Annotated in this window: 23 protein-coding genes and 1 riboswitch; of the genes, 10 read left to right on the top strand and 13 right to left on the bottom strand. The window is 45.5% G+C overall.

Annotated elements, in window-relative coordinates; genetic code table 11:
- Nucleotides 1-47 precede the first annotated feature (47 nt).
- The 6 genes from MKX38_RS05855 to MKX38_RS05880 all read right to left on the bottom strand — a co-directional run bounded on the left by MKX38_RS05855 (nt 48) and on the right by MKX38_RS05880 (nt 6,589).
- Nucleotides 48-1,163, bottom strand: a complete 1,116-nt coding sequence (locus MKX38_RS05855) for a mandelate racemase/muconate lactonizing enzyme family protein (RefSeq protein ID WP_339188941.1) — start codon at nt 1,161-1,163, stop codon at nt 48-50.
- A gap of 8 nt (nt 1,164-1,171) precedes the next feature.
- On the bottom strand, nt 1,172-2,440 hold the full coding sequence (locus MKX38_RS05860; protein WP_003233041.1) for an MFS transporter: 1,269 nt from the start codon (nt 2,438-2,440) through the stop codon (nt 1,172-1,174).
- A gap of 111 nt (nt 2,441-2,551) precedes the next feature.
- Nucleotides 2,552-3,400 carry a GNAT family N-acetyltransferase gene (locus MKX38_RS05865; protein ID WP_029317595.1) on the bottom strand — a complete coding sequence of 283 codons (849 nt, stop codon included), beginning with the start codon at nt 3,398-3,400 and terminating at the stop codon, nt 2,552-2,554.
- A 5-nt stretch (nt 3,401-3,405) separates the two neighbouring features.
- A complete protein-coding gene (locus MKX38_RS05870; RefSeq protein WP_033883611.1) occupies nt 3,406-3,855 on the bottom strand; it encodes a GNAT family N-acetyltransferase in 450 nt (149 codons plus the stop codon).
- A 90-nt stretch (nt 3,856-3,945) separates the two neighbouring features.
- Complete coding sequence (locus MKX38_RS05875; protein WP_003245847.1) at nt 3,946-5,784, bottom strand: bifunctional homocysteine S-methyltransferase/methylenetetrahydrofolate reductase; 1,839 nt, start codon at nt 5,782-5,784, stop codon at nt 3,946-3,948.
- Nucleotides 5,785-5,873: 89 nt separating this feature from the next.
- A riboswitch (SAM riboswitch) is annotated at nt 5,874-5,991 on the bottom strand.
- A gap of 106 nt (nt 5,992-6,097) precedes the next feature.
- Nucleotides 6,098-6,589, bottom strand: a complete 492-nt coding sequence (locus MKX38_RS05880) for a YajQ family cyclic di-GMP-binding protein (RefSeq protein WP_021479576.1) — start codon at nt 6,587-6,589, stop codon at nt 6,098-6,100.
- Between the two features lie 98 nt (nt 6,590-6,687).
- Between MKX38_RS05880 and MKX38_RS05885 the strand changes: the two genes are divergently transcribed.
- Nucleotides 6,688-7,584 (top strand): S1 RNA-binding domain-containing protein, encoded by an 897-nt coding sequence (locus MKX38_RS05885; protein WP_015252384.1) that lies wholly within the window; start codon nt 6,688-6,690, stop codon nt 7,582-7,584.
- A 52-nt stretch (nt 7,585-7,636) separates the two neighbouring features.
- On the opposite strand, the gene MKX38_RS05890 is transcribed toward MKX38_RS05885, so the two are convergent.
- The 3 genes from MKX38_RS05890 to MKX38_RS05900 are packed head-to-tail and all read right to left on the bottom strand — an operon-like array spanning nt 7,637 to nt 9,668.
- Nucleotides 7,637-8,221, bottom strand: coding sequence for a sporulation delaying protein family toxin (locus tag MKX38_RS05890; RefSeq protein WP_003244950.1), 585 nt, complete (start codon nt 8,219-8,221; stop codon nt 7,637-7,639).
- Nucleotides 8,218-9,147 (bottom strand): sporulation-delaying protein SdpB family protein, encoded by a 930-nt coding sequence (locus MKX38_RS05895; protein WP_167408047.1) that lies wholly within the window; start codon nt 9,145-9,147, stop codon nt 8,218-8,220. The genes MKX38_RS05890 and MKX38_RS05895 overlap by 4 nt, the downstream gene beginning before the upstream one ends.
- Nucleotides 9,132-9,668 (bottom strand): SdpA family antimicrobial peptide system protein, encoded by a 537-nt coding sequence (locus tag MKX38_RS05900; RefSeq protein ID WP_101172495.1) that lies wholly within the window; start codon nt 9,666-9,668, stop codon nt 9,132-9,134. The genes MKX38_RS05895 and MKX38_RS05900 overlap by 16 nt, the downstream gene beginning before the upstream one ends.
- Nucleotides 9,669-9,845: 177 nt before the next feature.
- On the opposite strand from MKX38_RS05900, the gene MKX38_RS05905 reads away from it, so the two are divergent.
- The 4 genes from MKX38_RS05905 to nprB all read left to right on the top strand — a co-directional run bounded on the left by MKX38_RS05905 (nt 9,846) and on the right by nprB (nt 12,842).
- A complete protein-coding gene (locus tag MKX38_RS05905; RefSeq protein WP_003245674.1) occupies nt 9,846-10,193 on the top strand; it encodes a PadR family transcriptional regulator in 348 nt (115 codons plus the stop codon).
- Nucleotides 10,190-10,777 carry a hypothetical protein gene (locus MKX38_RS05910; RefSeq protein ID WP_017695665.1) on the top strand — a complete coding sequence of 196 codons (588 nt, stop codon included), beginning with the start codon at nt 10,190-10,192 and terminating at the stop codon, nt 10,775-10,777. The genes MKX38_RS05905 and MKX38_RS05910 overlap by 4 nt, the downstream gene beginning before the upstream one ends.
- Before the next feature lie 19 nt (nt 10,778-10,796).
- A complete protein-coding gene (locus tag MKX38_RS05915) occupies nt 10,797-11,090 on the top strand; it encodes a DUF3784 domain-containing protein (protein ID WP_003233021.1) in 294 nt (97 codons plus the stop codon).
- Between the two features lie 135 nt (nt 11,091-11,225).
- Nucleotides 11,226-12,842 carry a neutral protease NprB gene (nprB, locus tag MKX38_RS05920; RefSeq protein WP_167408048.1) on the top strand — a complete coding sequence of 539 codons (1,617 nt, stop codon included), beginning with the start codon at nt 11,226-11,228 and terminating at the stop codon, nt 12,840-12,842.
- Between the two features lie 46 nt (nt 12,843-12,888).
- Here nprB and MKX38_RS05925 read toward each other — a convergent pair whose 3' ends face one another.
- Complete coding sequence (locus MKX38_RS05925; protein WP_339188949.1) at nt 12,889-13,740, bottom strand: DegV family protein; 852 nt, start codon at nt 13,738-13,740, stop codon at nt 12,889-12,891.
- 137 nt (nt 13,741-13,877) lie between these two features.
- On the opposite strand from MKX38_RS05925, the gene MKX38_RS05930 reads away from it, so the two are divergent.
- A complete protein-coding gene (locus tag MKX38_RS05930) occupies nt 13,878-14,720 on the top strand; it encodes a YitT family protein (RefSeq protein WP_003245017.1) in 843 nt (280 codons plus the stop codon).
- An 18-nt stretch (nt 14,721-14,738) separates the two neighbouring features.
- Nucleotides 14,739-15,194, top strand: a complete 456-nt coding sequence (locus MKX38_RS05935) for a BsuPI-related putative proteinase inhibitor (RefSeq protein ID WP_339188952.1) — start codon at nt 14,739-14,741, stop codon at nt 15,192-15,194.
- A 30-nt stretch (nt 15,195-15,224) separates the two neighbouring features.
- Here MKX38_RS05935 and MKX38_RS05940 read toward each other — a convergent pair whose 3' ends face one another.
- The 3 genes from MKX38_RS05940 to yitU form a co-directional block, all read right to left on the bottom strand.
- Entirely contained in the window at nt 15,225-15,422 is a 198-nt protein-coding gene (locus MKX38_RS05940) for a DUF3813 domain-containing protein (protein ID WP_003245613.1), read from the bottom strand.
- A complete protein-coding gene (locus MKX38_RS05945; protein ID WP_017695668.1) occupies nt 15,423-15,575 on the bottom strand; it encodes a hypothetical protein in 153 nt (50 codons plus the stop codon).
- 103 nt (nt 15,576-15,678) lie between these two features.
- A complete protein-coding gene (gene yitU / locus MKX38_RS05950) occupies nt 15,679-16,491 on the bottom strand; it encodes a 5-amino-6-(5-phospho-D-ribitylamino)uracil phosphatase YitU (RefSeq protein ID WP_014476412.1) in 813 nt (270 codons plus the stop codon).
- A 120-nt stretch (nt 16,492-16,611) separates the two neighbouring features.
- On the opposite strand from yitU, the gene MKX38_RS05955 reads away from it, so the two are divergent.
- The 3 genes from MKX38_RS05955 to MKX38_RS05965 all read left to right on the top strand — a co-directional run bounded on the left by MKX38_RS05955 (nt 16,612) and on the right by MKX38_RS05965 (nt 17,986).
- A complete protein-coding gene (locus MKX38_RS05955) occupies nt 16,612-17,379 on the top strand; it encodes a prolyl oligopeptidase family serine peptidase (protein WP_116315453.1) in 768 nt (255 codons plus the stop codon).
- A 63-nt stretch (nt 17,380-17,442) separates the two neighbouring features.
- Nucleotides 17,443-17,751: a metal-sulfur cluster assembly factor gene (locus MKX38_RS05960; protein WP_003232998.1), complete on the top strand. Its 309-nt coding sequence runs from the start codon at nt 17,443-17,445 to the stop codon at nt 17,749-17,751.
- 64 nt (nt 17,752-17,815) lie between these two features.
- Nucleotides 17,816-17,986 carry a YqaE/Pmp3 family membrane protein gene (locus MKX38_RS05965; protein ID WP_003232996.1) on the top strand — a complete coding sequence of 57 codons (171 nt, stop codon included), beginning with the start codon at nt 17,816-17,818 and terminating at the stop codon, nt 17,984-17,986.
- The last annotated feature ends 29 nt before the right edge of the window (nt 17,987-18,015 follow it).

Below are 18,015 nucleotides of genomic sequence, written 5' to 3' on the forward strand. Positions count from 1 at the left end.
ATGAGGCTGTCCATGATTTATGTCTCAAAATAAAGAAATGGCCCAGCTTAATATGCTGAGCCATCCCACTTGTAGCGATTGACGATCTCCATATTGATCTCTGTTCCAATGCCTTTTCCTTTCGGGATGTGGGCCATTCCTTTTGAAGGCTGCAGGCTGACGAGATCTGTAAAAGGATTCTCCATGACGTCCCACTCGATCGGTTCAATGTGATCTTTCTTCATTTTAGACCATGGGGGCAGACAGGCTTGTGCAAATAAAGCATAGAGCCGTGAAAGCGATCCGTCATATGCATGGGCGGATGCTCTGACGCCGAAATAACGCGCGAGCTGGAGGCAGTCCCGAAACTCATCAATTCCGTTGACATGCATGACATCGGGCTGAATGATATCCAAACAGCGCTGTGAAAGGAGAGGCACATATTGCGCCGGGCCTTTCATGTTTTCTCCGCCGGCAACAGGAACAGACAAACGGCTTCGAATCATAGCATAATCCTGCGGCTGATCAAAGGGCAAAGGCTCCTCAAGCCAGCCAATATTCGTCCATTCGGAGAAATAGCGCTCCCATTTAAAAGCCGCAGCGGCATCGTAGCTTTGGTTTGCGTCCAGAATCATCGTAATGGAGCTGCCTGCTGTATGCTGCAGCGCATTGATGTGCCGGACATCCTCCTTGAATGAAGTCCCGCCAATTTTGACTTTGATTTGCTCAAAACCTTTTTTCAACTGGGCTTCAACATTGGAGACTGAGCGGCTGATCCATTGCGGGGAGTCTGAGTACGATTGAAAAGACGCGTACACAGGAATCTCCTCTCTGTATCGCCCGCCCCATAATTCGCAAACCGAACAATCCGCAGCTTTGGCTGCAATCTCTGTCAGCGCCATGCTTACAGCGGAGGCCGCCCGCTGGTGCCATTTTTGAATCGTGCGCACTAATGACAGGCGGCTGCCAGCCTGTTTTCCTAATAGAAATGGGATGATCCGCTTCGTAAAACCGACATGGAGAGCAGGGAGCCAATCAACGCATTCTCCCCAGCCGTCTATCCCGCTTTCGGTGATAATCCTGATGAGATAACAAGTCCGATATCGTTTAAACCCATTGGCATCTCCGTATGGCTTTTCTAATCGGTGAAATAGCGGAAAGGTTTCAATCCGTACAATTTTCACACTGGGTGCTACCTTTCCTCAGCGGGCTGGAGCCGATTGCCAGCCATTTTAGGGTCTTCTTTTTCTTTTGTTTCTTCATTGTTTTGCTTCACATGGATGAGCATCATCACAAGAATCCCGACAACGAGAGTCAATCCCGCGATGCTTAAAAACATGCCGGGTCTGGACCATTGCATCAGGCGGCCGAAAATCGGAGGACCGATCGCTACCCCTAAGAAACGTACAGAGCCGTACAGCGAGGTGACAAATCCCCGTCTTTCTTTGCCGACAGCCCCGGTAATGAAACTGTTCACACAAGGAAGGACAAGACCTGAGCCTATGCTGCTCAGTACAAGAACACTGATAAAAAGGACAAGATTTTCAATGAATGACAGTGCCGCGTAGGATACGGTCATGAACGCCAATCCAAGTACGATCAGCTTTTTCATTAACGATTGCTTTTGCCCGATTTTGCTTCCTGTTGTATAGGACGTCACACACATAACCAAAAGCGGGATCGCTAAAATCAAGCCTTTTTTCACGCCGTCGGTGTCGTATGTTTTTTCAAGAACATCTGAGAGATAAAACAGGATGCCGAATAAAGTAAACAAACAGGTCGCACCGGCTAAATAAGCGGTAAACAGCCATCTGCCCTCATGTTTAAAGACACTTAACAGCCCTTTTGCATATTTTCCGATTGGTGGCGGTTCTTTTTCCTTTTTCTTTTCTTTAATAAAAATCCAAGTCAGTACGATCGAAATGATACAAAACACAGGAAAGGCAAAAAACGCACCATACCAGACAAGCAGGGCGATCAGCGAGCCAATGATCGGCGATAGCACTTTCCCCATGCCGTTTGAAGCTTCAACAAGGCCGAGCACCTTGCTCTCCTGGGCGCCTTTAAACAGATCTCCCGTCAGTGCCATGGCAATTGGGCCGGTTCCGGCTGCCCCGATTCCCTGTAACGCTCGTCCTGCCATGACCCAAGGGTATGCATTGTCAAAAAAACCTGCCGCAAACCCGGCTAACAAACCGCCGGCACCATACAAAATTAAGCAGGGAATAATGATGACTTTCCTTGAGAATCGGTCTGCGAGATAACCGACAATCGGAATCGCAAATGCTGCAATCAAGGAAAATACTGTGATCACGAGACTGACTTGAAATTGTGATAAATGAAGTTCAGATTTCATTTTTGGCAAAATCGGAATAAGCATCGAGTTTCCTAGGGTTAATATTAAAGGGATTGAACCGATTGCTACAATCGTCATTCCGTTATTTTGTTTTGATGATTCCATCTCAGAGCACACTCCTTTTCTTCTGCTTAGAATGTCCCTGATGGCTTCGTTTATTCAGCGATCAGACAGCAAAAAACCGAACAGAAGATACCTGTTCGGGAAAAAAGAGGGTTAACCGAGAGCCTGTGAAATCAAAGCATATAAGTGTCCATTTTGAATAGGCGCTTTTTTCTGATAGAACAACAGCGGAGGTTCATCATCTTTATGAAATCCCATTTCTATCAGGCTGTCATGCAGAGACGTGTGTTCCCCCGGTATATCGATTCGCATCGGACCTTGTTTGCCGGCCGCCAGCCTGTTGATTAATTGTGCAGCAACGTCTGATGATGGAGCGATAATGGGGCCGAATTTCAAATGGGCCGGTGTTTGTACAGATAGTCCGTACCCAATGAACTGTCCGTCATGATTTCTGGCGATGACACATTCGCATGAAGTGGAAATAAGCTGCTGCAAAAGGTTTGATCGATCTCCTCCAAAGGCGGCCAGATCTGCCGTCGCTAAGTCTTGAAAGTCTTGTTCTCTAAAGGATGACAGTTCAGCGTCAAGCTGTTTTGTATAAGGTTGAAAACTGTGACAGCTGTACTTTCGCACTGTTCCTGCCGTATGAAAGCCTGCTTTTTCATAAAGCGGCAAACCTTCTTTTGTGGCGCAAAGCCTGATGGCGGTGTTTTCATCCGTTTGGGTGATACAGGCGTTTACCATACGCCGGCCTAGACCGAGCCGTTGATATTCTTTGTCCACGATCACGAGGCCGATAGAAGCAAGACGGCCAAACAAAAACAAGCCGATGCAGGAAATAATATCACCGCTGACATTTTGATAGCCGAAAAAGCGTCCTTGCTGGACAAGCAGTGCCAGCTCTTGTTCGCCGTAATCCGGCCACCCGGCTTGCCTGCAAAGCCGCAATAGACTAGGGATATGTTCTTCATGAAGCTTAATCAGCTCATCGATTACCCTCATACAGATCACCTGCTTGTTTCGAGTTTTTTATACATGATGATATGTGTGCCTATGCCGGGAATCTCAAACGGTTCACCGAGTTCTTCCCAGCCAAGCTTTGAATAGTAGCCTTTCACATGGCTTCTGGCATTGCACCAGACTGCCTGAACGCCGTTCTTTGCCAGTTTCTGCTCCGCGTGTTTGATCAGCGTGCTCCCGCCTTTTTGATCACGATATCCTTCAAGCGTTGCCATGCCTCTCAGCCGATATGCTGGGGATTCTGTTATTAATGGCTGAATTTGCGGGGAAAAAGAAGCGATGCTGATCAGCTTTCCTTCAAAAAACGCGCCGAGATGAAAGGAGCCTTTTGCATGATCCTCTTCATATTTGCATTGTTCAATGGATTGATGGGGACGCAGAATGCGGTGCCGAATTTCATATGTATCTTCCGCGGAAATGGTTTTGACTTCGAGCATAATGTTCCTCCTCATGACTGTTTTTCTATATCGTAACACGAATCCCGTTGAAAAAGACCGCCCGATTGGATCAGACAGTCTTTTAAGGGATTAATGCAAAAAGATATTTTGGCGCTGCTCATCTTTTTGCTGAATATATGAAGTGAGCTCAGCGGTTAAGTCAGATCTGAGGAAAGGCGTTATCAAGTAGATGCCGTTAAACAGCTCGCATGCCGTATCCAGCAGGGAGCGTGCAATTGCAAGGCCTTCCGCCTTTTGCTTTTCTTTATCTTCACCGGCATGGGCCATTTTTTCGCGAATCGTATCAGACAGCTTAATGCCGGGAATTTCATTATGGATGAATTCGGCATTCCGGCTGCTTGTCAGCGGCATGATGCCGATATAGATCGGCGTCTTCAGATGTTTTGTTTCGTTATGGATATCGACAAGCTGCTGCTCGGAATAGACAGGCTGAGAAACAAAATAATCTGCGCCGCAATCTATTTTTTTCTCAAGCCGTTTTACCGCTTTATCCAGATGGCGGACGTTAGGATTAAATGCGGCGGCAACTGAGAAATTCGTTTTCTTGCCGAGCGGTTTTCCAGACAGAGACAGACCTTCATTGAATTGTTTGATCAGCCTGATTAAATCAAAAGATGTTAAATCATATACAGACGTCGCACCAGGAAAATCCCCGATTTTAGAAGGGTCACCTGTAATAGCAAGCACGTCATTCAGCCCTAACGTATCAAGGCCCATTAAATGTGACTGTAAGCCGATAATGTTACGGTCACGGCACGTAATATGGACAAGGGAACGCATATCGAGCTGCTGCTTGACAAGGGCGCCGCAGGCAACATTGCTGATCCGCGGGGTCGCCAAAGAATTGTCGGCGAGTGTCAGGGCATCGATTCCCGCTTCTTTTAATTCAGCAGCAGCGGACAGAAATTTGTCAAAGCTTAGTTTTTTCGGCGGGTCCAGCTCTACGATAATAGAGCGTTTTTTCGCTGCGATCTCATCCAGGCCGGGCTCGGTTCGCTCGTGATGAACAGAAATGAATTCTTTCGCCCGGGTTTTGACTTCTTTTTCCGTAATCGGAGCCAGCCCGCCAACCGCTTCCGCCATCGCCCTGATGTGATTCGGCGTTGTGCCGCAGCAGCCGCCGATAATCCGCGCACCTTGCTTACGGAATTCTGACGCGCTGTTTTGAAAATACGTGTCGTCTGTTTCATAGACGAGCCGTCCCTCTTCAAGCGAAGGAAGACTGCTGTTCGGATAAACGGATAAGAATACGTCATCAAAAATCGGCACTTCGCTTAGCGCTTCAATCATGTGATAAGGGCCGAGGCGGCAGTTAATGCCGACAATATCAGCTCCGAGATCCGCAATCGAGCGCAATGCGTCAGAAAGCGGCGTTCCGTCCTGCAATACGCCTTGCTCGTGCATGGAGACATTGAGCATAATCGGAAGATCAGTCTCTTTGCGCGCGATTTTCAGCACTTCACGGGCTTCTTCCAAATCATAATATGTTTCTAACAGCAAGCCATCCGGCTCTTCATGCAGCAGCAGATACAGCTGCTCGCGGAAGCTGCGCTTAATTTCGTCAAGACTGTATGCGTTTTTATTAAATGTGCGTATGCCGCCCATCGTTCCAAGCACGTATGCATCGCCTGCTGAAGCCCGCGCGATCTTTACGGCCTCCTGATTCATTTTTTTGATGTCATCCTCAAGCCCGTGTCTGGATAATTTAATATAGTTGGCTCCGTACGTATTCGTTTGAATAATGTTGGCTCCCGCTTCAACGTACGCTTTATGTATGCGCTGAATTTCCTCCGGCTTTGAAATATTGAGCTCCTCAAAACACCTGTCAATACCATAGGAGTAGAGGAGCGTCCCCATGGCGCCGTCACCGATTAACACCTGTCTTTGCAAATCTTCTAAAAGTCCCATTGTCTGCCTCCTTTATTCACATCAGCAAGGAAAAAAGAGAAATAAAAAAAGTCCTCTTAAGAAGAAGACTTTGTCAGTGATTTTGTCTCTTCTTATCTTCCAAGCTGTTCGAGCTTGCTGGATTTAGCACCTTGGTCATGGCTGATCGCCATTACACCGGTTGCTGAAGCTTCGTCGGGCCAGTCCCTCTGCTTCTCTTGATAAGAACGGATATGAAATTTTCATGTCAGGAAGTGCCAAAAGATATCTGGCGTTTTTCCCTTTCTCCAAATTTACCGAAAATAAAGACAATAATCAATAGGAATCAGAAAATTTATCTGAAATTTATAAATTGAACGTCAATTGGCAGATCTGCTCCCCGTACAGCTGAGATAATCTGCTGCAGGTCATCTTTGTTTTTTCCGGTGACACGCACTTGATCATCCTGCACCTGAGACTTTACTTTCAGTCCGGAGTTTTTGATGATCGTATTGATTTTTTTTGCGTTGTCCTTGTCAATGCCTTGAACAAGCTTTGCACGCTGGCGTACCGTTCCGCCTGACGCGTTTTCAACCTTGCCGTACTCAATGTTTTTTGTCGGTACGTTTCGTTTAATCAATTTGCTGACCAGCACATCTTTCAGCTGGCTTAATTTGAATTCGTCATCGGAAACGAGGATAAGCTCCTCTTTATCTAAAGAAATGTCGCTTTTGCTGCCTTTAAAGTCATATCGGGTACTGATTTCCTTCAGTGCAATTTGGATTGCGTTTTGCACTTCAGGCAATTCCACCTTGGATACAATATCAAATGAACTTTCTTTTGCCATATGAAAACCTCCATAACATTTAACTTATGTGTTGATTATAGTAGAATAAAGAGAAACTTCCAACAGAACAAAGAATCAATTTGTGATGATTGGAAAAAATGTTAACAAAATCCGCAGAGAATAAGCGGAACAGGAAGGACGATAGCATGAGACCAGGGCAGCAATTAACCTTGAGTATAGATCACCAAACCGACTTCGGTTATTTTTTAACCGATGGGGAAGATACGATTCTCTTACATAACAGTGAAATGACTGAGGATATCGAGGACAGAGACGAAGTAGAAGTCTTTATATACGTCGACCAGCAGGAAAGGCTTGCGGCCACGATGAAAATTCCGGTCATCAGCGCGGATGAATATGGCTGGGTTGAAGTGGTGGATAAAGTGGAGGATATGGGCGTTTTCGTTGATGTCGGTTTATCGAAGGACGCACTAGTCGCAACTGAGCATTTGCCGCCGTACGAAGATGTCTGGCCGCAAAAAGGGGACAAACTTTACTGTATGCTGAAGGTGACGAACCGGGGGCGCATGTTTGCGAAACCAGCGCCGGAAGATATCATCAGCGAACTGTTTACCGACGCTTCAGAAGATCTGATGAATAAAGAGCTGACAGGTACGGTGTACAGGCTGATCGCATCGGGTTCATTCGTGATCACGGATGACGGTATCCGCTGTTTTATTCACCCGTCAGAAAGAAAAGAGGAGCCAAGACTGGGTTCAAGAGTCACAGGCCGGGTGATTCAAGTGAAAGAAGACGGTTCAGTCAACTTGTCGCTGCTTCCAAGAAAACAGGATGCAATGTCAGTTGATGCTGAGTGCATTCTAACGTATATGAGAATGAGAAACGGTGCCATGCCGTACAGTGACAAAAGCCAGCCTGACGATATCAGAGAACGTTTTAATATGAGCAAAGCCGCCTTTAAACGCGCGCTGGGCCATTTGATGAAAAACGGAAAAGTGTATCAGGAAAATGGATGGACATACGAGAAAAAATAGCATGAAAATGGCTCGCCTGCAGCAGACTGCGGAGCGAGCCGTTTTTTTATGTCTAGTTTAATTCATCAACCAGTGTTCTGATTGCCATTTCGCGATCCACATTGTCTGAAATCGCTATCGGCGTAATATCAATGGCGAGAATGATCAGAATCAGGGCACCGGCTGCAGCAACATAGGAAACATAATAGAAATAGTTAGCGGTATCAACAGTGTTGACAAGCTCGGCCTGAACTCTGGATGTATCATCCTTGGAAGCGGCGATTTCCTTTGCAGCTTCTACTTTTTCTTCAACGATTTGACCTGCTTTTTTCAGCAGTTCATCCACTTTCAATGCATCTTTGCTGTAAACAGCTTTCTTCAGGTTATCAAAAAAGTCAGCATCCTCTTTTTTAATATCAGCGACAACCTGATTGGCAAAAGCCTTTGCCTGTTTTGTGTTGAGTTTGTCTGTCATCGCTTTATTAAAGACCTCTGGAAGCTGTTTGCCAACTTCCCCTTGGGCAAACACAAAGCCTTTAAAAATTTCCTCACCTGAATACTCAAGCTGCTTTGCCTGTGCCACACTTTCTTGCTGCTTCACCAAAAACACAGTCGTCACCAATACAACCGACAAAAATACTAGAAACGCCTTCTTCAAACTGAAACCTCTCCCTTCTTGTGTTTTTTATTCCACAACAGTCTGCGAATATATGTAAATTGAATCGTGGAATCGATAGGAGTGAGATACAATATCAAAATGCCGGCCATGATAATCGAAAAACTGATGAGGCCCAGCATGACTGCAAAAATCTCATGCATAAAAACAGCGATGATCAAAATCAATCTCCAATGCTTCTTCGGCGCAAACAGCGCCGCGAAGATGACAATTTGAACCAGCAGCGTCCCCCATGTCGGAATCACCACGAACGGACTTGTTACAATTGGCTTCGTTAACGCCTGAAAAAAGCCGTTGAAGCCTATGGTTTTTTCCTGGGCGAAATAATAGACGGCCGTTCCGTCCACCCATTCCTGCTGAGACAGCTTAGCGACGGTAGAGTGAAAATAAAGCACCGCCACTTGGATTCTGATCACAAAATAAGAAATAAAAGCTGTTATTTTTCCAAGTGTTCTTTTGCCCTCTATAGGTCTCGTACTCCAATGCCATTTTCTCGGATCGGTCAGCGTGATGGGAAGCAATAAAAAGGTAATGACGGCTGCTGCCTGCTCGCCTCCGTCGATGACGATCAGCGATGACTGCAGGCTGTAACTGACATACCAATGCAGAACCCCGGTGATTCTGGGGCGCCAGCCAATGACAACAAGCACCAGAATGGCAATGCAGACCCATCTGAAAAGATTTAACATCATATAGTTATTTTCGCCGAGGCAAAAGAGACTGAGATTCATTTTACAAGCTGGATAGCTGCTGATCCCGCTGGCTGGCTTCATAATGAGGCTCGGGTGATTGATGAGCAGCGTCAGCAGGCTGGATAGCGCAATGATGCTTCGCGCGAGGCCGTATACATTTGTCCACGGGTTTCTTTCGTCCCATCTGGTGATGGTCTGTTTTATGTTTTCGAGCATGAGATCACAACCTTGACTATGCTTTTTACCTGATAAGACGAAGGGGTGTATTTAGAATAGCTCCAAGGAACAATATCCTCTTTCGTCAAATAGTAGCTTCCACAAAGCAGCGGGCGGGGAGCGGGTGTTTTTAATTGCACGGTTTTGGCTTTGCTTTTGCATGCGCCGAGGTCCTTTTCTTTACATGCTGTCCACTGTTCCTTGCCGACTTGGCTGTAGATCACGCCCATTTCAACGCCTTGTGACCGCCCATACCGATACAGGCCAAATAGGTTGTCAGCCCTCATATTGGGCCATCTGACCTTGGTGCTGGCATTTTCAGCCTCATATAAGCCGATTGCAGTATCACGCGGATTTTTGCTAAAAAAGCCCCAGCCCTGAGGGAGGATGCTGGACATGAGAAATTTGGAGTCCTTTGTCAGCGGAATCGGGGTTGTCCCTAAGCTGCCAATAATAGAAAACAGAAATAGCGAACCCCAAAGGATTGAAAAAATGAAAAAAAATGATATCGATTTCTGCATTCGACTGCTCCTTTTAACCTGAAGAATCGTTTTTACACTTTTCATAATATAAAAACATTTATGTAATAAAAAGGTTAAAAAGTATGAGAAATCCCATTTTTGTTAAAAGAAAAAACAGGACATTTTACACTGCTATATGTGATTGATATATAGTGGTTTTTTCGATATATTTAAACCATGAAAACGAATCAAGTTAATGACCGCTGGATTGTTCAATTTCGAAAAGGGATTTTCGAGCTGGCCATCCTATCCCTACTGCGTTCTAAACCGATGTACGGTTATGAGCTGACGTCATCCTTAAAAACCACCTCGGCGCTGGCTATTTCAGAGGGAGCGATTTATCCGATTTTGAAACGTATGACCGAGAAGGGATGGATCGAATTTTTTTGGGAAGATTCACTGGACGGCCCGAAAAGAAAGTATTACAAAATGACGCAAAAAGGAGAAGAAATGTTAAAAGAACGGCTGGAGAAATACCTGGAAACCCATCAAGCCTTACTGTCTTTATCGGGGGATTTGCTATGAATGGACAGCTTATCATTGACCGATACATGGAGGAACTAAATGCAGAGCTGGCGAATATGCCTGATGTAGAGAGAGAAAACGCTATCGACGAATTAAAGGGGCATATCACCGCTTTCGTTCAAGACAGAATCAAAGCCGGCCTTAGTGAAGAGGAACTGCAGGAAGCTGTTGAATCTGAATTTTCTCATCCGAAGGAGCTTGCCGAATTGATGATGGGTGATGGGGGAGAGACGAAAAGGAGGAGGTCTTTATTGGGCAAAAGCTGGCTTTCGGTCCTTCTCATTGTCACGATTATCGCCCTGCCGCTGCTGCCGTCCGACTTCAGACATCTGCCGCTGGCTGTTTATTTAATGGTGCTCGCCGGATATGTATGGAAGCGAAAAAAATTGATGATGTTTGCAGGTGTCAGAAAAAACAAAATGCGCTCTCAAAAGGAGATTGTCAAGATTTCGCGAGTCGGTGCGGTTTATCTGCTGTTTTTAGCAGTGCTGCTTCTTTTGAGCCCGTTCCTCAATGCGCTTGTCGTCCTGCTGCTGATTGCAGTAAGCTGCGCCGCTTTTTTTCTTTTTCTTAACATCAAGTAATCTTGTAGGAGGCTGTAAGATGGAAATCAGCATCAATTATCTATTAATTGTCATCGCGCTTTTATTCTTTGTGGTTGCCTATTTTGTCGGAATCAAAAAACAAACCTGGATGCTGGCTGGGTTTAACGAGGCGCGTATACGGGATAAAGACCGGCTGGCCAGAATAGCAGGCTACTTTTTCTTGAATTCCGGTTTGTTCATATTGCTGAATAGTTTTATCTCATTTCAAGGTCAGGAGCAGCTCATACCTCCGCTTATACTGGCATATGGAGCAGGGGTTATTATTTATGTCAATAAAAAATTAGTAGAGTAGAAAAAGAAGGGCAGAGCGAAATATCTCTGCCCTTCTTTTTTGGGAAAATAAGAACGAAGCACCACATACAAGTTTTTGTATTTTTGATAGGATGAAGAAAAATGGTAGATTCCAAAATAGGAAGGATGTGGTGTTTTGCGCAACTTGACCAAGACATCTCTATTACTGGCCGGCTTATGCACAGCGGCCCAAATGGTTTTTGTAACACATGCCTCAGCTGAAGAAAGCATCGAATACGACCATACGTATCAAACCCCTTCATACATCATCGAAAAGTCATCGCAGAAGCCGGTACAAAACACAACCCAGAAAGAATCGCTATTTTCCTATCTTGACAAGCATCAAACGCAGTTTAAGCTCAAAGGGAATGCGAACAGCCATTTTCGCGTTTCGAAAACCATAAAGGATCCAAAGACAAAACAAACGTTTTTTAAATTAACGGAGGTTTACAAAGGAATTCCGATTTACGGCTTTGAACAAGCGGTCGCGATGAAGGAAAACAAACAAGTGAAAAGTTTCTTTGGAAAGGTGCATCCGCAAATCAAGGACGTCTCCGTCACACCGTCTATTTCTGAGAAAAAAGCAATACATACAGCAAGGCGTGAGCTCGAGGCTTCCATTGGAAAAATCGAATATCTTGATGGGGAACCAAAAGGCGAATTATATATCTATCCACACGACGGTGAATATGATCTCGCCTACCTTGTGAGACTCTCGACATCTGAACCTGAGCCTGGCTATTGGCATTATTTCATCGATGCCAAAAACGGAAAGGTCATCGAGTCCTTTAATGCCATTCATGAAGCGGCAGGTACAGGAATCGGCGTGTCAGGTGATGAAAAAAGCTTTGACGTCACAGAACAAAATGGGCGCTTTTATTTGGCTGACGAAACAAGGGGAAAAGGGATCAATACATTTGACGCGAAGAACCTGAACGAAACCTTGTTTACGCTTTTGTCTCAACTGATCGGGTATACGGGCAAAGAAATAGTCAGCGGCACGTCCGTATTTAATGAACCTGCGGCTGTAGACGCACACGCAAATGCGCAAGCCGTTTACGATTATTACAGCAAGACATTTGGCCGTGATTCTTTTGATCAAAACGGAGCAAGGATTACGTCTACCGTGCATGTCGGCAAACAATGGAACAATGCTGCGTGGAACGGTGTCCAGATGGTATACGGGGATGGAGACGGTTCGAAATTTAAGCCGCTGTCTGGATCGCTCGACATTGTCGCGCATGAAATCACACACGCAGTCACACAGTATTCCGCCGGTCTTTTATATCAAGGAGAACCCGGTGCATTAAATGAGTCCATTTCTGACATTATGGGCGCGATGGCTGACCGTGATGATTGGGAGATCGGCGAAGATGTCTATACTCCTGGTATTGCAGGAGATTCATTGCGGTCATTGGAGGACCCATCTAAGCAGGGAAATCCAGATCATTACTCGAACCGCTACACAGGAACAGAGGATTATGGCGGAGTCCATATCAATTCGTCCATTCACAATAAAGCAGCTTATCTTCTTGCAGAAGGAGGCGTGCACCACGGTGTACAGGTTGAAGGGATTGGGCGTGAAGCAAGTGAACAAATTTACTATCGGGCTTTAACATATTATGTAACGGCATCTACAGATTTCAGCATGATGAAGCAAGCGGCGATTGAAGCTGCCAATGATTTATACGGTGAAGGCTCGAAGCAATCAGCTTCAGTCGAAAAGGCGTATGAGGCTGTCGGCATTCTATGAGCAAACAAAAACAGTCAGGACACAGAGTCTGACTGTTTTTGTTTGCTCATTTTCTTAAAAAGAATATCGCCAATGTACCTGGACCGGCATGCGAGCCGATTGCTGAACTGATTGGATGCATAATGATTTCTTTCGGCTTGAACGCTTCCTCAATCAGGTGTTTCATGTCCGTGGCTTTTTCTTTGTTCGCGGCGTAGCTGATCCCGACGGTTTGATCGCTCCAATCATCCCCGCGCTCTTTCATAAGCTCGATGATCCGTTTGAAAAGTTTCTTCTGTCCGCGGATTTTTTCCAGAGGCACAAGCTTGCCGTCCTCCATCTGAAGCAGCGGTTTAATATTCAACAGGCCGCCGACAAAAGCGGACGTTTTAGATATCCGGCCGCCCCTCGCGAGATATGTTAAATCATCAACGGTAAAAATGTGTTCAAGCTGGCTGCAAAAGTTCTTTACAGACGTTTCAATTTCTTGTATTGTATTCCCGTTGATACAGAGATCGGCAGCATGCTGGACAGCCAGACCGTATCCTAATGAAGCGCATTTGGAATCAATGATCCGCAAATCGAAATCGGGGAATTCCTCCTTCACTTCATTGGCGATCATTACAGCTGTCTGATACGTGCCGGAGAGACCTGAGGAAAAGGCAATGTAAAGAGCGGGATCACCTGTTTCGGCATATTGCAAAAACACATTTTTAATCGTTTGCGGTGAGGCTTGGGACGTCTTAGGTGTTTCTCCATTTTGCATCGCTTCAAATATTTGATCCGCATGAATTGTGACTGCATCTTCGAATTCTTTATCGCCGAGAGAAACCCTGAGCGGAATAAAGCCAATGCCTTTTTCTTCAAAATAAGAACGAGGCAAATCAGTGGCGCTGTCAGCGATGAGATGAACTGTCATATTGCTTCCCTTCTTTCCGTTATCGCTCGTTATCATGAGAGTTAAGCCAACTATATCATATTAATTTGCCAAAATCGTGTTCAAATATTTGTTTTAAGGGAAAACATAATAAAGAAGAAAGAGCGGAGGAACATGCCATGGTACTAGATCAAACAAAAAAATTACTCATTGTCATCATCGGCGCTTTACTCAATGCTGCCGGGCTGAACTTATTTTTGATACCTGCAGATGTATATGCCAGCGGATTTACAGGTGTTGCCCAGCTTTTATCAAGCGTCGTTGATCAATATGCCCCCTTTTACATATCGACGGGAACGCTCTTGTTCCTCTTAAACATTCCGGTCGGTATTTTAGGATGGCTGAAGGTCGGCAAATCGTTTACAGTGTACAGCATTTTAAGTGTCGCACTCACTACTCTGTTTATGGGGATCCTGCCGGAAACAAGCCTGTCACATGACATTTTGCTGAACGCGGTGTTCGGCGGCGTCATTTCCGCAGTCGGTATCGGCTTAACATTAAAATACGGAGCTTCGACAGGCGGGCTTGATATCGTCGCCATGGTGCTTGCAAAGTGGAAGGATAAACCCGTCGGCACGTATTTCTTCATTCTGAACGGGATTATCATCTTGACGGCAGGATTATTGCAAGGTTGGGAGAAAGCATTATATACCCTGGTTACGCTGTATGTGACAACAAGGGTGATCGACGCCATTCACACTCGCCACATGAAGCTCACGGCAATGATCGTGACGAAAAAGGCGGACGAAATCAAGGAAGCCATTTACGGAAAAATGGTGCGCGGCATCACAACTGTTCCGGCAAAAGGAGCTTTTACGAACGAACAGAAAGAAATGATGATTATCGTCATCACGAGGTATGAACTGTACGATTTAGAAAAGATCGTCAAAGAAGTTGATCCGAAAGCATTTACGAACATTGTTCAAACGACAGGGATTTTTGGTTTCTTTAGAAAAGACTGACGAAAGCAGGTGGAAGTCGTGAAACGGCTGCTTGTGATGCTCCTCCCCGTGCTGCTTTTGATAGGCTGCGGGAAAGATGAGCAGACAGAACCCGATAAGGAGGTATCAGGCGAAATGGAGAATCAAGAGGTTGTTTTATCTATTGACGCAATTCAGGAGCCTGAACAAATCAAGTTTAACATGTCGCTGAAGAACCAAAGCGAACGTGCTATTGAGTTTCAATTCAGCACAGGGCAAAAATTTGAACTTGTCGTGTATGATTCTGAGCACAAAGAAAGATACCGTTATTCGAAAGACAAAATGTTTACGCAGGCTTTTCAAAACCTGACGCTTGAATCTGGAGAAACATATGATTTCTCTGATGTGTGGAAGGAAGTCCCTGAGCCCGGAACCTATGAGGTAAAGGTGACATTTAAGGGCAGGGCGGAAAATCTCAAGCAGGTTCAGGCTGTTCAGCAGTTTGAAGTCAAATAAGAGGCTATGGCGAGTCGCCATAGCCTTTTTTTATTGGAGTTTGTCCAGCTGATTTTGAAATTGATGCAGCTGTTGACGTTCCGCATCTGTCGAATTGGCATACGCAGAAGATACAGCATTTTTGGCTCTCAGAATCGCTTGCTCCTGATCGCCTTCCTCAAAGCCGTTTGTCACCATGACCGCCTGTTGAACAAATGATTTTGCCTGCTGAAACAGTTCATTTCTCATTTAATATTCAACCTGGCTTTCGGCCGAGTCTCGTGCCGCGGCATGCTGGTGAGCTTCTTCTAAAGTAGACCGATATGGAAATCTTGCGGCGTGTAGCCCGATGGAGTCTTTACCCTGCTGAATAAACCTTCTGGATTTGCTTCGTTTACCCATTTTGAGACTGCCCCCTTCCATACTTTGACGAGATGAGTCGTCTTCAATAGTATGGTGGGGCAAAGTAAGGTTTATGAGTGGGAAAAATTAATACGGACCTTCTTTAAAGTGAGAAATATTCTTTCAAAAACCTTGCAACGCCGTCCTCTTCATTTGTAGCCGTTGTTCGGTTGGCAATCTGCTTGACCGCGTCAATTCCATTTCCCATTGCAACGCCACAGCCTGCAAATTCAAGCATTTCCAAATCGTTATCCTCATCCCCGAAAGCAATGATCCGCTCCCTCGGCACGCCGTAATAATCGCTGATTTTCTGCAGGCCGACCGCTTTATTCATGCCGCTTTTGATAATTTCAATGACATGCCACGGTGCGGCCCATCTTCTATGGTCGATTACCTCGGCATGCACATCCGATAAATATGAGCGTATTGCCGGCACATCCTCTTCTTTTGCATGTATGAGTACAGAAGTCACATCTTCACCAAGATTTTCCCGCAAGTCTCCGACCGTTACATTTGTTGTGTTCATATTAAAGGCATCTATCAGGTGCTCATCATGGTAATGAAAGTATACGTCGTCAATCACTTCAGCAAGCACGTTATGTACGTTGTAGCTTTCGCTGATATCCACGAGCTGTTTGACAACATCAAGCGGCAGTGACGTATGATACCGTCCCCAGCTGTCGTCTTGCGGGTGATGGACAAATGCTCCGTTAAAATTGACAATTGGCGTTGTCAGCTCCATCTGCTGGTAGTACATGGAACTTGAACGATACGGACGGCCTGTTGAGATGCAGACATAATGCCCGTCATCTTTTAGACGCTGTATCGTCTGAAGGGTGTTTTCAGATATGGTTTTATCATCCTTTAATAATGTTCCATCTAAATCTAATGCGATTAAATAGGGTTTTGTCTCCATGAAAAGCTCCTTTAACCTTAGATTTTGCTTGTTTTTCCTTACTTACAGTGTAGCTTTTTACCATCTTTATTGTCTACATGTTACACTTATGATTATGGTTATCCTAAGGAGGGGCACATTGTGATACAAATTGAGAATCAAACCGTTTCCGGTATTCCGTTTTTACATATTGTAAAGGAAGAGAACAGGCACCGCGCTGTTCCTCTCGTGATCTTTATACATGGTTTTACAAGCGCGAAGGAACACAACCTTCATATTGCTTATCTGCTTGCGGAGAAGGGTTTTAGAGCCGTTCTGCCGGAGGCTTTGCACCATGGGGTACGGGGAGAAGAAATGGCTGTCGAAGAGCTGGCGGGGCATTTTTGGGATATCGTCCTAAACGAGATTGAAGAGATCGGCGTACTTAAAAACCATTTTGAAAAAGAGGGCCTGATAGACGGCGGCCGCATCGGTCTCGCAGGCACGTCAATGGGCGGCATCACAACGCTTGGCGCTTTGACTGCATATGATTGGATAAAAGCCGGCGTCAGCCTGATGGGAAGCCCGAATTACGTGGAGCTGTTTCAGCAGCAGATTGACCATATTCAATCTCAGGGCATTGAAATCGATGTGCCGGAAGAGAAGGTGCAGCAGCTGATGAAACGTCTCGAATTGCGGGATCTCAGCCTTCAGCCGGAGAAACTGCAACAGCGCCCGCTTTTATTTTGGCACGGCGCAAAAGATAAGGTTGTGCCTTACGCGCCGACCCGGAAATTTTATGACACGATCAAATCCCATTACAGCGAGCAGCCGGAACGCCTGCAATTTATCGGAGATGAAAACGCTGACCATAAAGTCCCGCGGGCAGCTGTGTTAAAAACGATTGAATGGTTTGAAACGTACTTATAAAGCACTAAGTTATTAACAAGAGCTGAATTTACGTTATACTGTAGAAAAAAGGAGTGAGGGAACGTGGAAGAAGCATTAAAAGAAAACATCATGGGCGCCCTGGAACAGGTTGTCGATCCTGAGCTTGGCGTTGATATCGTGAACCTCGGCTTGGTATATGACGTTGATATGGATGAAGATGGCTTGACGCACATCACCATGACGCTAACATCAATGGGATGCCCTTTAGCGCCGATTATCGTGGATGAGGTGAAAAAAGCATTAGCGGACCTTCCTGAAGTGAAAGACACAGAGGTTCACATTGTATGGAATCCGCCTTGGACTAGGGATAAAATGTCCAGATACGCAAAAATTGCGCTTGGCATTCAATAAAACAAAAAAGGACAGCCTGATATGTGAGGCTGTCCTTTTTTACAGCTGAAAGGAGTGAAAGGGAATGATGTACCTGCTGGCAGTTTTATGCCCGCCGCTTGCTGTTTTGTTTTCGGGAAAACCGTTTCAGGCCTTGCTGAATCTCATATTGACCTGTATCTTTTGGCTGCCGGGCGCGATTCACGCCTGCTTTATCGTCGCCGACCGCCGTGCCGAAAAACGGGCAAGAAGATAATTTGGAAAAATGAGGACGCAGTCATGGTA

This window comes from Bacillus sp. FSL M8-0025, from assembly GCF_037975475.1.
Classification (GTDB): Bacteria; Bacillota; Bacilli; order Bacillales; family Bacillaceae; genus Bacillus; species Bacillus subtilis.